Origin of the sequence: Hyphomicrobium sulfonivorans (genome assembly GCF_013306565.1) — a bacterium.
GTDB lineage: Bacteria > Pseudomonadota > Alphaproteobacteria > Rhizobiales > Hyphomicrobiaceae > Hyphomicrobium_A > Hyphomicrobium_A sulfonivorans.
Map to the genome: position 1 here is coordinate 349,933 of NZ_PZPO01000004.1, position 14,417 is coordinate 364,349.

The 14,417-nt window shown below is 62.9% G+C and carries 12 protein-coding genes; 4 read left to right on the forward strand and 8 right to left on the reverse strand.

Features of this window, described 5'->3' with window-relative positions:
* Positions 1 to 6 precede the first annotated feature (6 nt).
* On the forward strand, positions 7 to 531 hold the full coding sequence (locus C6Y62_RS09925) for a P-loop NTPase family protein (RefSeq protein WP_173953784.1): 525 nt from the start codon (positions 7 to 9) through the stop codon (positions 529 to 531).
* A 155-nt stretch (positions 532 to 686) separates the two neighbouring features.
* Here the strand turns inward: C6Y62_RS09925 and hflX are convergent, their stop codons facing one another.
* From hflX to dusB, 8 genes are all read right to left on the reverse strand, one after another.
* Positions 687 to 2,129 (reverse strand): GTPase HflX, encoded by a 1,443-nt coding sequence (hflX, locus tag C6Y62_RS09930; protein WP_420844158.1) that lies wholly within the window; start codon positions 2,127 to 2,129, stop codon positions 687 to 689.
* Positions 2,129 to 2,371 (reverse strand): RNA chaperone Hfq, encoded by a 243-nt coding sequence (gene hfq / locus C6Y62_RS09935; protein ID WP_068459263.1) that lies wholly within the window; start codon positions 2,369 to 2,371, stop codon positions 2,129 to 2,131. The genes hflX and hfq overlap by 1 nt, the downstream gene beginning before the upstream one ends.
* Before the next feature lie 136 nt (positions 2,372 to 2,507).
* A complete protein-coding gene (locus C6Y62_RS09940; protein ID WP_173953785.1) occupies positions 2,508 to 3,371 on the reverse strand; it encodes a D-amino-acid transaminase in 864 nt (287 codons plus the stop codon).
* Positions 3,372 to 3,582: 211 nt separating this feature from the next.
* Positions 3,583 to 4,983: a nitrogen assimilation response regulator NtrX gene (ntrX, locus tag C6Y62_RS09945; protein ID WP_068459259.1), complete on the reverse strand. Its 1,401-nt coding sequence runs from the start codon at positions 4,981 to 4,983 to the stop codon at positions 3,583 to 3,585.
* A 30-nt stretch (positions 4,984 to 5,013) separates the two neighbouring features.
* Complete coding sequence (locus C6Y62_RS09950) at positions 5,014 to 7,317, reverse strand: sensor histidine kinase NtrY-like (RefSeq protein WP_246274558.1); 2,304 nt, start codon at positions 7,315 to 7,317, stop codon at positions 5,014 to 5,016.
* A gap of 218 nt (positions 7,318 to 7,535) precedes the next feature.
* Positions 7,536 to 8,984: a nitrogen regulation protein NR(I) gene (gene ntrC / locus C6Y62_RS09955; protein WP_068459255.1), complete on the reverse strand. Its 1,449-nt coding sequence runs from the start codon at positions 8,982 to 8,984 to the stop codon at positions 7,536 to 7,538.
* A 10-nt stretch (positions 8,985 to 8,994) separates the two neighbouring features.
* Positions 8,995 to 10,149 (reverse strand): two-component system sensor histidine kinase NtrB, encoded by a 1,155-nt coding sequence (locus tag C6Y62_RS09960; RefSeq protein WP_173953787.1) that lies wholly within the window; start codon positions 10,147 to 10,149, stop codon positions 8,995 to 8,997.
* Positions 10,146 to 11,180, reverse strand: a complete 1,035-nt coding sequence (gene dusB, locus C6Y62_RS09965) for a tRNA dihydrouridine synthase DusB (protein ID WP_276510008.1) — start codon at positions 11,178 to 11,180, stop codon at positions 10,146 to 10,148. Before dusB ends, C6Y62_RS09960 begins: the two co-directional genes overlap by 4 nt.
* 312 nt (positions 11,181 to 11,492) lie before the next feature.
* Here dusB and C6Y62_RS09970 point away from each other — a divergent pair, with 312 nt between their 5' ends.
* The 3 genes from C6Y62_RS09970 (at position 11,493) to C6Y62_RS09980 (ending at position 13,986) form a co-directional block, all read left to right on the forward strand.
* Positions 11,493 to 12,722, forward strand: a complete 1,230-nt coding sequence (locus tag C6Y62_RS09970; RefSeq protein WP_173953788.1) for a bifunctional 2-C-methyl-D-erythritol 4-phosphate cytidylyltransferase/2-C-methyl-D-erythritol 2,4-cyclodiphosphate synthase — start codon at positions 11,493 to 11,495, stop codon at positions 12,720 to 12,722.
* Between the two features lie 73 nt (positions 12,723 to 12,795).
* Positions 12,796 to 13,308 carry a MarR family winged helix-turn-helix transcriptional regulator gene (locus C6Y62_RS09975; RefSeq protein ID WP_245281781.1) on the forward strand — a complete coding sequence of 171 codons (513 nt, stop codon included), beginning with the start codon at positions 12,796 to 12,798 and terminating at the stop codon, positions 13,306 to 13,308.
* A gap of 168 nt (positions 13,309 to 13,476) precedes the next feature.
* The gene (locus C6Y62_RS09980; protein ID WP_173953789.1) at positions 13,477 to 13,986 is read left to right on the forward strand and encodes a CinA family protein; all 510 of its coding nucleotides are present in this window, start codon (positions 13,477 to 13,479) and stop codon (positions 13,984 to 13,986) included.
* Positions 13,987 to 14,417 lie beyond the last annotated feature (431 nt).

A 14,417-nucleotide genomic window follows, 5' to 3' on the forward strand; every position in this document is an offset into this window, starting at 1 on the left:
CCGGCTATGCAACGCATACTTGTCATCGGTAGTCCGGGAGCAGGGAAGTCCACCGCCTCGCGACGCGTTGCCAGGATGCTTGATCTGCCGCTGGTGCATCTCGACCGGCATTACTGGCAGGCGGATTGGGAGCCGACATCGCCGGAGCAGTGGCGCGAGAAGGTCCGCCAGCTTGTCGCCGCGCCACGCTGGGTCATCGACGGCAACTACACCAGCACCCTCGACCTGCGGCTGGCGTCGGCCGATACGGTGATCTATCTCGATTTCTCGACGGCGCTCTGCCTCACTCGCGTGCTGCGCCGAACGCTGCGCAACCTGGGGCGGGAACGGCCAGATGAACTGCCGCCCGGTTGTCCGGAACGGCTTGACCCGGCATTCCTGCGCTACGTCATCCGGTTCCGGCGCGACGTCAGAATGAAAATCATCGATCATCTGGCTGGGTTCAGCGGCAGGACATATCGCTTTGCGTCACCCGGTGAGCTGGAGCGGTTTCTGACAGCCTTGCAACGGGAGAACCGGCCAGCGCGCTGACGTTGGCCCATCAAGCGTCGCGCAAAACCCGACAGCCAACCGATCCGCTAACTCACACCCATCGTTCGCATAATATATATTATGGAAAATAACGACATGTTGATGGCCAATTAACAGGCCGTTATGAACCCGATGCCAGTTGCGATTAACGCTCTCTAAACCTGATTGCTGACCCGCCGCACATCCACAGCCTCAACGCCAGAGCGTCGCGCATTGGCCAGCAGCCGTTCCTTCTTCTCAGCCGCCACACGCACCCGGACGCGAACTCCGCCGCTATCCAGCGTCTCGCGCGCGAGCACCTCGGCTTCTTCATAGAGCCAGTTGAGCAAGCGCCCACCCTCCGGCGGAATGTCAAGTTGCAGCTCAGCATCGCCGCTGCCAAGCCGCGCATCGATCGCACCGAGAAGAGCGTCGATGCCGTCGCCGGTGACAGCCGACACCAACACCGGCGGCCGCTCCGACGACCAGCGCGCCTGACTTTCGATTTCCTCACGCTTCGGCTGCTCCAGCAGATCGGTCTTGTTCCAGACCTCAATGATCGGCGCATCAACGGCCAGCGTATCGATGCCGAGATCACGCAGCACCGCTTCAACGTCCTGCGCCTGGCTCTCAGTCTCGTCATGCGAGATATCGCGCACATGCAAGATGAGATCGGCCTCGATCACTTCTTCCAGCGTGGCGCGGAATGCAGCGACCAGCATCGTTGGCAGATCGGAAATGAAACCGACCGTGTCGGAGAGGATGATGCGGCGGCCACTTTGCAGCCGCACCTCGCGCATCGTCGGATCGAGCGTGGCAAACAGCTGATGCTTGGCGAACACCGACGCGCCGGTGATGCGGTTGAACAACGTGGACTTGCCCGCGTTCGTATAGCCGACGATCGCCACGACCGGATACGGCACGCGCCGACGGCCCTGCCGGTGCAGGTCGCGCGTGCGCACGACAACTTCAAGCTCCTTGCGGATGGCCATGATCCGCTCATCGATCATGCGCCGGTCGAGTTCTATCTGCGCCTCACCGGGACCGCCAAGGAAGCCATAACCGCCGCGCTGGCGCTCAAGGTGGGTCCAGGTGCGAACAAGCCGGCTCTTCTGATACGACAGATGCGCAAGCTCGACCTGCAAGCGTCCCTCACGGGTGCGCGCACGGCGGCCGAAGATTTCAAGAATGAGCCCGGTGCGATCCAGCACCTTGGTTTTCCAGGCGCGCTCCAGGTTGCGCTGCTGGATCGGCGACACCGGATGATCGATGATCACCAGCCCGATTTCATCCGCCTCGATATGCGCGCCAAGGCTCTCGACCTTGCCGGATCCAAACAGCGTTGATGGCCTGGGACTGGATACCGGCACCAGCATGGCATCACGCACGTCGAGATCTATGGCCTCGGAAAGCCCACGGGCTTCCTCGAGGCGATCATGCGGCGAATGCAGCGGAGCAGTGCGACCGGCGCCGGTGGCGGCATCGGAAAGCGGGCGAGCGGAGCGTTTGAGGTCGGGCACAAGAACGAGGGCGCGCGTCGGAACCCGGCGCCGCTCGTTGTCCCCTGCCCTTTGCCCGGCCTTGTCGTTATTGTCGTCTATGTTAGCCGTCCGGGAAATTAGGCGTCGGTCTCGGTCTCCATCAGGTGGACCGGTTGACCGGGCATGATTGTTGATATCGCGTGCTTATATACGAGCTGCGAGTGGCCGTCGCGCCGCAACAGCACGCAGAAGTTATCGAACCAGCTCACGATCCCCTGCAGTTTGACGCCATTGATCAGAAATATGGTCAAGGGCGTTTTGTTTTTCCGCACATGATTGAGGAATGTGTCCTGAAGGTTCTGGACTCTTTCAGCGCCCATTTTTTATCCGCCTGTTCTAGGTCTACTGGGTTATATGCGGCCGCCTACGTTAGATTACCCCGGCCTTAATATAGTTACATTATTTCGCAGTGCAGTATAAAAGGTATAACAAGTTCGGCACCAAAAAGAAGCTGACTCACGTGCCTGAAATAGCGGCAAACTGGTGAAATTTATTGCGCAGACGCTGTGCAATTGGCCCAGGTCTGCCATCGCCGACAGTATTTCCGTCAATGCGAACAACTGGCATCACGGTCTGAGTCGCAGACGTGATGAACGCTTCGCGCGCCGCATAAGCTTCGCTCAACCGGAACGGGCGCTCAACAGGCACCATACCCTCTTCGTGCAACACGTCGAGTAGCGTTGTGCGCGTAACCCCCGGGAGAATCGCGGAGCTAAGCTGACGGGTGACCAGCGTGCCGTCCTCCGCCACGATCCAGGCGTTGCTGGAGGCGCCTTCGGTCACGAAGCCATCACCGTCGACGAACCATGCTTCCTTGGCGCCATCGGCGCGCGCGGCTTCCTTGGCCAGACACGCGGGCAGCAGCATCACCGTTTTGATATCGCACCGCTGCCAACGGATATCGGGCATCGATTTGATGGCGATGCCCTTCAGCGCATTGGCGGCCGGCACAGCGCGTGACATCGGGCGCGCCAGACAGACTACCGTCGGCAGCACATCGGGTCCCGGGAAATAGAAATCTCGCGGCGCGGCGCCGCGGCTGACTTGCAGATAAACCAGACCATCGCGCACGCGATTGCGCTTGATGACCTGGCGCATCACATGGGCCAGTGCCAGTTGCGACATCGGCTGCGGGATCTGCAGCTCATTCAACGAGCGTTCGAGACGGGCCATGTGGCGTGGCTCATCGATCAGTCGCCCGTCGATGACTTCGCACACCTCGTAGATGGCGTCGCCGAACTGGAACCCCCTGTCCTCGACATGCACCGCCGCCTCTCCGTAGGGAAGATACCGGCCGTTGACGTAGACAATGCGGGTCATTTGGGTGCTCGCTTGGATGCGATGTTTTTGTCGGGATGGAATCCCGACGCGAACGGCGCGCGGGCGTTCAGTTTCGTATCAGAATGCCACGGACAGCGGCACGTGCAAAAGCGCCGCTGGATTTATGAAGCTTCGATGACAAATCGCCCCTGTACCCTGCTCCGCTGTAACTCGTGACTATCGGGGCAATGAATAAATTGCCGCCGAATGATCAGATCGGCCGCGTATCCAGCCCGCGATGCTCCGACGAAACACCCAGCGCGCGCAGCTTGCGATGCAGTGCCGAGCGTTCCATGCCGACAAATTCGGCGGTGCGCGAAATGTTGCCGCCGAAACGGTTGATCTGCGCCAGCAGATACTCGCGCTCGAAGATTTCGCGCGCCTCGCGCAGCGGCAGGCTCATCAGATGCTCCGCGCCGCCATTGACCGGCAGCGGCACGTTCGAGCCGATTTCCTCCGGCAGCATCTCAGCGGTGATGATGGTTGCTGCATCGCCACCGGCCAAAATCATCAGGCGCTCGATGTTATTGCGCAGCTCGCGCACGTTGCCTGGCCAGTCGTGGGCCTGCAGCACGGCAATCGCATCCTCGCCAATCCGGCGCGGCGCCAGACCCGACGCACTCGCCAGCTGCGAAACGAAGAACTGGATCAGCTCGGGAATGTCCTCGCGCCGCTCGGCCAGACCGGGCACGCGCAGCGGCACCACGTTGAGGCGGTGATAGAGATCTTCGCGGAAACGGCCCTCGGCGATCTCACGCTCCAGATCGCGGCTGGTTGACGAAATGATGCGTACATCCACGGCCACCTTCTGGTTGCCGCCGATACGCAGAAACTTCTGCTCCACCAGCACCCGCAGAATTTTGCCCTGGGTCTCGACCGGCATGTCCGCCACTTCGTCGATATACAGCGTGCCACCGTGCGACTCTTCAAGAGCGCCGACCTTACGCGGACCACCGCCGGTGCGATCCTCAGTGCCGAACAGCTCCTCCTCGACCCGATCAGGCGCCATGGAGGCGGCGTTCAACACCACGAACGGCGCTTCGGCACGGGCGGATTTCATATGGATGACGCGCGCCGCCAGCTCCTTGCCTGCGCCGGAGGCACCGCGGATGAGAATGCGGCTGTTGGTCGGCGCCACGCGGTCGATGGCATTGCGGAGCTGATTGATGGCGGGCGACTTGCCAACCATGTCAGCGGAGAATGTCGAGCGTTCGCGCAGCTCCTTCACCTCACGCTTCAACTGCGAAGCTTCAAGCGCGCGCAGCGTGACGAGGATGAGGCGATCCGCCTTGAACGGTTTTTCGATGTAGTCGTAGGCACCGCGCTTGATAGCCGTGACCGCCGTTTCGATGTTGCCGTGGCCGGAGATAATGACCACCGGCAGATCGGGATAGGTGCGCTTGATATATGAGAGCACCTCAAGACCATCGAGCCGGCTGCCCTGCAGCCAGATATCGAGCACGACCAGATGCGGCCGCCGCTCCTCGATGGCCTTCAAAGCCTCGTCGCTGTCTCGCGCCAGACGCGCGCTATGCCCCTCGTCTTCGAGGATGCCGGCGACGAGATCGCGGATGTCAGCCTCGTCATCGACGATCAGGATGTCTGCAGCCATCAGTCAAAGCTCCTACGTCAAAAATCTGGCCTAGTGGGCCGCGGCCCGTGCGGCGGGCGTGATGGATTGTTCGGATTGCGTATCGGTGGCGCCCTGCCCTTCGGGCAACGGCAACGTGATGCGTACAAGCGCGCCCTGCGGGCGTCCGGGTGCGGGCGGCGCGTCTTCCATGGAAAGCGTGCCACCGTGCTGCTCGGTAATCTTCTGCACCATGGCGAGCCCGAGCCCGGTGCCTTTGTGTCCCTTGGTCGTCACGTAGGGCTCGATCAGGCGCCCGCGGTTCTGCTTCGGCAGGCCGGTGCCATTGTCGATCACCTCGATGGTGACGCGATCAGGCAGCACGCTGAGGATGGTTTCAACGCGGCCCTTCCATTCGGGATCTTCCTTGAGTGCCGTCTCGCGCTGTGAATCCACCGCCTCGCTGGCGTTCTTCACCAGGTTCGTGACCGCACGTGTGATCAGCCGCCGATCGATCGACATGTGCAGCGGCTTTTCCGGCAGCACCAGCACATACTCGATGTCGCGATGCGCCTCGCGGAACAGCACGACCGGCTCCTGCACCGACTGGCGCATATCGCTGGACGCCATTTCGGGCTTCGGCATGCGGGCGAATTCGGCGAACTCATCAACCATAGTCTTGAGGTCGGCGACCTGCCGTTCGATCGTCATCGTCAGACGATCGAAGGTTTCGCGATCATTCTCGATGGTCTTGGAATATTTGCGGCGCAGCCGCTCGGCCGCGAGTTGTATCGGCGTGAGCGGATTCTTGATTTCGTGCGCGATGCGCCGCGCAACATCGGCCCAGGCGGCGGTGCGCTGCGCCACCACAAGGTCGGTAACATCGTCAAACGTGACCACCGATCCGACATCGCCATCGCTGGCGCGCTCGCGCGTGACCATCACCGCAAAGGTGCGCTCATCGCCGTCGACCATGTGGCGAACTTCTTCCTGCGAGCGCTGCCGCAGCGTGTCCTGCTTGTCGAGGATTTCACCGAACACCGGCAAGGCGTCGCGCAGTTTCTGCCCCACCAGCTCGGAGCCGTCGCCCGCGCCCAGCAACTCGCACGCCGCACGGCTGACCAGCGTAATGCGATCCTGACTGTCGAGACCGATGACGCCCGCAGATACGCCTGAAAGCACCGCCTCCATGAAGTGACGGCGCTCCACCAACTGCTCGTTGGCGGTGACCAGCGCATCGCGTTGTGTTTTCAACTCACGCGTCATGGTGTTGAAGGTCTGCGACAGGCGTCGCAGATCGCCCTCGCCGCGCTTCTCCGGTAGCTCCACATTGAGGTTGCCGGTCGAAACCTCCTGCGCAGCGCCGATCAGGCGTCTGATGGGGGCAACAAACCGGCCCGCGAACCACAGGCCGGCCCATATCGCCGCCAGCATCGCCGTCATCGAAATCGTCAGATACATCAACCCGTGGGCGATCTTCAGTCCGCCGCGCGCCTTGCGCAGTCGATTGAACTGATCGGCATTCTGCGCGGTCAGCTTCAGATGTTCGATGACCTGCGGATTCACGCCCCGCATCACGTAGAGATAGTTGCCGGGATAGCGCTCCAGCCGCGTGACGGCGCCAACGCGATAGCTGCGCGCGCTCGGCATCAGCAGCGCCACCTGCCCTTCATAGGCCTGCTCCATCGCGCTTTGCGGTGGGCTGACATACGGCAAGCGGCTGTCGACGGCCGTCTCAACCACGGGCCGGCCATTACCATCGATGATGTAAGCCGCCGGCAGATCGCGCAAACCGGCCTGCACCATCACCAGCCGCTGCAGCCGCACGGGATCGCCCGCGACCGAAGCGGCCGCCATATCCAGATCTCGCGCCATGTTGACGATGTCGGTGCGGATCACCTGACCGTGCTCGTCCAGATAGGCGTTGGCCACATCGGCCGAACTCGCCACGATGGCGCGCGTGCTGGAGGCGAACCAGCCATCCAGCGAACGCGAGAAGGTGATCGTTGCGCCCAGCGCCAGCAACAGCGTCGGCAGCGCGGCGATGACTGAGAACAGCGCCACGATGCGGATGTGCAGGCGCGCACCGGGTATGCGCCGCTTCCAAGCTTTTGCCAGCCCCGCCACCTGCCAGGTCAGCAGCCCGATCATCAAAATGATCAGCAGGACGTTGATCGCCAGCACGACCAGCACAACGTCGTTGCGCGGCCTGATCGGCGTCAGATCGGTGAGGATGAGATAGGTTGCGAGCGCGGACACGAGCGACAGCAGAACGATGCTGAACCCGATCCAAAAGGCACGGTTTCCCGGATTGAGAGACGATGGTCCCTCTTCCAGACTCTGGCCTCGCTGTGACGCAACCTCTGCGGCCGACATCAGCGTGCTTTCATGTGAACGGCCCGGGGGAGAGCCTGTTGCATTTATCCGTCGCGGAAACAGCCACCGGATGCGAGACCACAGGGAAACAACAGACTGTGACATTTTCGCGACGTGGCGAATAGGTAACGCCAGGCGTGCGAGAACGCAAGGCGAAGGGGCCATTCCGCCTTAATATTCAAGGGGACACGGATGATCCGGGGGTGGTGTCGCCCGATTTAGCTCTGCGGATGGCGGAAAATCGGGATGTCCAGCGCCCGGATGCGAGACCGCAGCGTGTTCCGATTGAGCCCAAGCAGTTCCGCGGCGCGGATCTGGTTGCCGCGGGTTGCGGCCAGCGCCGCCGTCAGCAGCGGCAGTTCGACCTGCCGGATGATTCGGTCGTAGAGACCGGGCGGCGGCAGATCCTTGCCGAAGCCGGCGAAGTAGCGGTTGAGGTAGCGCTCCACCTGCTCGGACAAATCCTTCGGGTCGGCCTCGTCGCGTGCGGAGGGCTTGGCCGCCAGCGCTTCTGCCAGCTCGGTTTCAATGATCTGCCGGGTGAGCGTGTCCTGCGGATAGAGCGCTGCCAGCCGCCGAACGAAGTTTTCCAGCTCGCGGACGTTGCCCGGCCACGGGTGCGCCTTCAGGCGGTCGATTGCAGCGGTTTCGATCGACTTCTGGCCTAGCCCCTCGCGGGCCGCCTGACGCAGGAAGTGACGCACAAGGTCGCCCACATCTTCCATGCGTTCGCGCAGCGGCGGGATGCGGATGGGCACGACATTGAGGCGGTAATAGAGATCCTCACGGAACAGACCCTGCGTGATCTGCGCTTTCAGATCGCGGTGGGTGGCGGCGATGATGCGCACGTTGGTCTTGATCGGCGTGCGGCCGCCAACAGTTGTATACTCGCCTTCCTGCAGCACGCGCAGCAAACGCGTCTGCGCCTCAAGCGGCATGTCGCCGATCTCGTCGAGGAACAGCGTGCCACCCTCGGCCTGCTCGAAGCGGCCCTGAGTGCGGGTCTGCGCACCGGTGAACGCGCCCTTCTCGTGGCCGAACAGTTCGCTCTCGATCAGCTCGCGCGGGATAGCCGCCATGTTGATCGGCACGAACGGCCCCTGACGGCGACGGCCATGGTCGTGCAGCACGCGCGCGACCAGTTCCTTGCCGGTGCCGCTCTCGCCGTTGATCATCACGGTCAGGTCGGTCTGCGTCAGCCGCGCCAGCACGCGGTAGATTTCCTGCATCGCCGGCGAGCGCCCGATCAGCGGCAGCTCTTCGGTGTCCATGTCAGGGGAGGAACGCTGCAGCGGCCGACCCGGCTGGGTCAGAGCGCGACCGACAACCGCAACCACCTCGTTGAGGTCAAACGGCTTGGGCAGATATTCGTAGGCGCCTTTTTCCGCCGCGGTCAGCGCCGTCATCAGCGTGTTCTGCGCGCTCATCACAATGATCGGCAGATCGGGGCGCATCTTCTTGATGCGTGGAATGAGATCGAACGCGTTTTCGTCCGGCATCACCACATCGGTGAGCACAACGTCACCTTCGCCTTGCGACACCCAGCGCCACAGCGTTGTCGCGTTGCTGGTTGCGCGAGGCGCATAGCCCGCACGCGCCAACGCCTGATTCAACACCGTGCGTATTGCGGTGTCATCGTCGGCTATGAGAACGGTCCCGCGGGCCATGGATTACCTCTCACTTGGGTGTGTCGCCGGAACGATCGCGCGCCTGCATCGGCAGCAGCACGCGGAAGATGGTGCGGTTCGGCTCGTTGTCGAGCTCGATCACACCGCCGTGGTCGTTGATGATCTTCGCAACCAGTGCCAGACCCAGTCCGGTTCCGTTGAGTTTGGTGGTCACGAACGGATCGAACAGATGTTCCTTGATGTCGTCAGGCACGCCGCCGCCGTTATCTTCGATCTGGATCATCAGCGGCAGACTAATGCGCATATCGGAGCCGGGCACAGAAAGGCGCACGCCAGGACGGAACGACGTCTGGATGATGATGCGGCCCTGGGTGCGGTTGTCGCCAATCGCTTCAACCGCATTCTTCACCAGGTTGAGCATCGCCTGCACGAGCTTGTCGCGGTTGCCGGGAACGGGCGGCAGCGAAGGATCGTAATCGGCCACAAAGCGAACGCCGCGACCGAAGCCGGATTCGCACAGCCTGCGGACGTGATCGAGAACGTCATGGATGTTCACCGGGTCCTTGGCGAGCGGGCGTTCGTCGCCGAACACCTCCATGCGATCGACCAGGTTGCGGATGCGATCCGTTTCCGAGCAGATGAGCTGTGACAGCGCGCGATCTTCATCGCTCAGCCCTTGCTCAAGCAACTGGGCGGCACCACGAATGCCGGAAAGGGGGTTCTTGATTTCATGTGCCAGCACCGATGCCAGCCCGGAAACCGAACGGGCCGCTGCACGGTGCGTCAGCTGCCGTTCAATCATCTGTGCCATGTTGCGTTGCTGGAACATCAGCACGACGTAGCCGGGGCTCTCCGGCATCGGGCCGCCATACACGTCCACTAGCTTCGGGATCTGAAATTTCGGGCTGGCAACCTCGACGCCATACTCATTCAGCGTGACGCCCGACGTGCGCACCTGATCCACCAACTGCAGCAGCGGACAACCGAACGCCACCACTTCGTCCAGCTTCGCGCGCTTCAGCAACGCAACGCCAATCGACAGAAATGCTTCGGCGGCGGCATTGGCGAACACAATGCGATTGTCGTCCGCCAGCACAAGGATGGGATGCGGCAGTGCGCTGAGCAGCAGATCGTGCTCAATCGGGCGGCGGGTATTCACGTTGGCGGCAACGCGCGTCGCCGCAGTCGTGGCACGTCGGCTCATGCTGCAGCCTCCTGCGCGCTGGCGTAGAAGTCAGCAAGCCCGCTCAAAATCTGCGACGGGTTTTCTTCCGTGCATAGCTTGCGTCGCCACGCCTTCACCTGCTCGGGCGAGCTTCCGCTCTGTTCCAGATACCAACCGATGTGCTTGCGGGCGTTGCGCAGTCCAAGGTCGGCGCCGTAATGGCTCAGCATCGCTTCGACGTGCTCGCGCGCGATTGCTGATTGCTCGGCCAGCGATGGCGCCGATTGCGATTGCTGCGAACCGTCATCGAGAAACGCCGCAACACGGCCCGGCAACCACGGCGCACCATAAGCGCCGCGCCCGATCATTACGCCGTCGGCACCTGATGCTTCGAGCGCCTGCGCTGCATCGCCGGCACTGGTGATGTCGCCATTGACGATGACCGGAACAGATACAGCCTCGCTCACTTCGCGGACCGCGTGCCAGTTGGCCTCGCCTTTGAAAAACTGATTGCGCGTGCGGCCGTGCACCGTGATCATCCGCACGCCTGCTTCAACCGCGCGCTTTGCAAGCGCGGGTGCGTTGCGTGTCTTCTCACACCAGCCAAGACGCATCTTCAGCGTAACGGGAACGCGCACCGCGCCGACAACAGCTTCGATCAGCGACAGCGCGTGATCGAGGTCGCGCATCAGGGCGCTGCCGGAAAGTTTGCCGGTCACTTCACGCGCCGGGCAGCCCATATTGATGTCGATGATGTCGGCGCCGAGATCCTCGACGACGCGCGCGCCCTCGGCCATCCAGTTTGCCTCGCGGCCGACAAGTTGTATCGAACGCAGCGCGATGTCGGAGCCTTCGGCGCGGCGCAGCACATCGGCGCGCTGGCGCACGACTTCCTCGCTTGCAACCATCTCCGATACGACCAGCCCCGCGCCTAACTTATTGGCCAGCCTGCGAAAAGGCAGGTCAGTGACCCCGGACATGGGTGCCAGCACAACCCGGTTTGCCGTGCGGACATCGCCGATGGCGAGAACCTTGGCGTCCGGCTTCGTGTCGGCGTCCTGCATGCTCATGAATTGGGCATTCATTTGTTTTGCTGTTGATTTGGGCACGATATGCGGCTGCTGCGCTGTGTGCAAGCGCGAAAAACGCACATGCAGGCGCGCCCGGCCGCGGTTTTATGGCTAATCGGGCGTGGTACAACGCGCCCAGAGGCGGCAGCACGGGCAATTGGCAAGATGAAAGGCAACGTCAGTTTTGCCTGTTTTTCAGCCTCGTTTAGAGCCTGACGTTTATCCGGGCAGCCAGTTAACCAATCCAACGCGATTTGCCCTCGCCCGGGGATATGGCTAAGGAGGGCGCGCAACGAGGCGGCGGGTGCGACAATGACAACAACGGCGGTAGTGGTCGTGGCGGCGGGCCGGGGGACGCGGGTCGAAGCCAGCACCGGCGGCAGCGCAAGCGCGCGCCCGAAGCAGTATCGCCTGCTGGCTGGCCGCCCGGTGCTGAGCCATTCGCTGGCGGTGCTGTCGCGCCATCCCGCAATTACAGCGGTGGTGGTGGTGCGCCACCCCGATGACCATGCGCTCTATGAGGAAGCTGCGGCACCCTACGCCGGCAAGTTGGTGGCGCCCGTCGCTGGTGGCGCAACGCGACAGGCGTCGGTGCTGGCGGGCCTTGAGGCGCTGAGCGCCCTGCCCGGTGGCGCCCCCGACCGCGTGCTGATCCACGATGCCGCCCGTCCGCTTCTCTCGGCCGCGCTGATCGATGACCTGATCGCGGCGCTGGATGCTTCGCCCGGTGCGATCGCCGCCGAACCGGTGGCCGACACGCTCAAGCGCGCCGACGCCAATGGGCGCATCGCGGCGACGGTTGATCGCTCAGCGTTGTGGCGCGCGCAGACACCGCAAGGCTTCCATTTCGACGCAATCCGCGACGCCCACCGCAAGGCGGCCGATGCGAACCGCCATGACTTCACCGACGACGCTGCGCTGGCCGAGTGGATCGGACTGCCGGTGCAGCTTGTCGCCTCCTCCGGAACCAACATGAAGCTGACAACCGCCGCCGACATGGATCTTGCCGAACGCATTCTCGGCTCCGCCAATTCCAGCGCCGCTACCGCGTGGGAAACGCGCGTTGGATCGGGCTTCGATGTGCACAGGGTGGCTGAGGGCGATCATGTCTGGTTATGCGGCGTGAAAATCCCGCACACCCATCGCCTCGATGGACATTCCGATGCCGATGTCGGGTTGCATGCGCTAACCGACGCGCTGCTCGGCGCGATTGGCGACGGTGACATCGGCTACCACTTCCCGCCCAGCGATGAGCAGTGGCGCGGCGCGGCGTCGCGTATTTTTCTGGCGCATGCCGTCGATCTGGTGCGCCGCCGCGGCGGACGCATCACAAACGTGGACGTGACGCTGCTGTGCGAGGCGCCGAAGGTTGGCCCGCATCGCCCGGCGATGAGCGCCACAATCGCGGAAATACTGGGCATTGGCGCCGATCGCGTGGGCATCAAGGCGACAACGATGGAGCGCCTTGGCTTCATCGGCCGCGGCGAAGGAATTGCCGCCATGGCGAGCGCTACGGTGCAGCTACCAACGGCGGCGAGCTGACGCGCCATAAAAATGCCTTTGGTCATTTGACCCCTGCGACAGAATCGCGGCATCAACACCTCAAGGTGGTTGTATGACCACGAACTCGGGGGCCGACATGAACGTGATGACCAACACGCTGGAACGCAAGCCGGTCGAAACCGCCAGCATTGCCGACATCGCCGAGACCACTGCGAACGCATGTCTTGCGACGCGGGTGCGTCAGCTTTCTCGCATCGTGACGCGCGTCTACGACGACGCAATGCGTCCGCTGGGGATCACTGCAAGCCAGTACACTCTGCTGGCGCAGCTTGCCGCGCGTGATGCCATCACGGCGGTGGAGATCGGACACGAACTCGATATCGAGAAGTCGACGCTGTCTCGTAACCTCAAGCGCCTTCTGGCGCTGGGCCACATCAACATGGATCCGCCCGCCGGACGCCGTGGTCGTGGTCTGCACCTGACGCCGAAAGGCCAGGCAGTGCTGAAGGAAGCATTCCCCATCTGGCAGGACGCACAAAAGCGCGCCTACTCGGTGATGGGTGCTGAGAGCCGCAACGTGCTCGATAATCTTCTGGATCAGGCCGAGAAGCTTGCGCCCGTGTGAGCGCAATCGCAGGCACTTGACTGATCGTTGCGAAATCGACGGGCGGCGCCACTGGTGTCGCCCGTTTTTCGTGCTGGTGTTAGCCTGCATCGATGCAGCATTGCGGGAACGCAGACCGTCAGCGCATCATTGTGCCGGTACATTGCCGGTTTCACTGTGAGGTCACCCATGGGTTCGCTGTTTCCGTCCGATCTTTATGAGACCGCGCGCGCCATGCTTGCGGCCTATGAAAAGCGCGGCCTGCGCATCGTTACGGCGGAGAGTTGCACCGGCGGCCTGATTGCCGGATTGCTGACGGAAGTGCCCGGCAGTTCCGCGGCTGTCGAGCGCGGCTATGTCACCTACTCGAATGTTGCCAAGAGCGACGTGCTGGGCGTGCCGGAAGAGATGCTGGAGCGCGTCGGCGCGGTGAGCGAGGAAGTTGCGCGCGCGATGGCGGAAGGCGCGCTGAATCACTCCCGCGCGCATGTTGCAGTTTCCGTCACCGGCATTGCCGGACCGGACGGCGGCTCGGCCGACAAACCGGTGGGCCTCGTTTATTTTGGTCTGGCAGTGCGCGACCAGCCGACGAGAACGCGCGAATGCCGGTTCGGCAATCCGGGGCGACAGGAGGTGCGGATTGCCAGTGTGCGCACGGCTGTCGAGTTGCTGAGCGAAGCGTTGCAGGACAGCGACTGACACGCAGGCGCACGCGACATGCCCGTGAGGCATGAACAGTAGTGGTTCATCGACTCGTCGATGTCAGCGATGTTTCGATCCACGCGCCCGCGAGGGCGCGACTGGGCTTACGGCCACGCGCTCGCCGTAGACGCCGGTTTCCATCCACGCGCCTGTCAGGGCGCGCCTGAGTCAGTGGCCGGGTGCGCAGATAACAGGGGTGTTTCAACCCGCACGCCCGCGAGGGCGCGACGCCAGCCCATGAGTTCTGCGCCCGTGAGAAAACGTTTCGATCCACGCGCCCGTTGGGGCGCGACCGCGTTGCGTTCCTGTCGCGCCGCCAGCGCATCGTTTCCATCCGCACGCCCGTGAGGGCGCGACAGACGCAGCAGACGAGATCGACCGTCTCACACGTGTTTCAATCCGCACGCCCGCGAGGGCGCGACACGCAG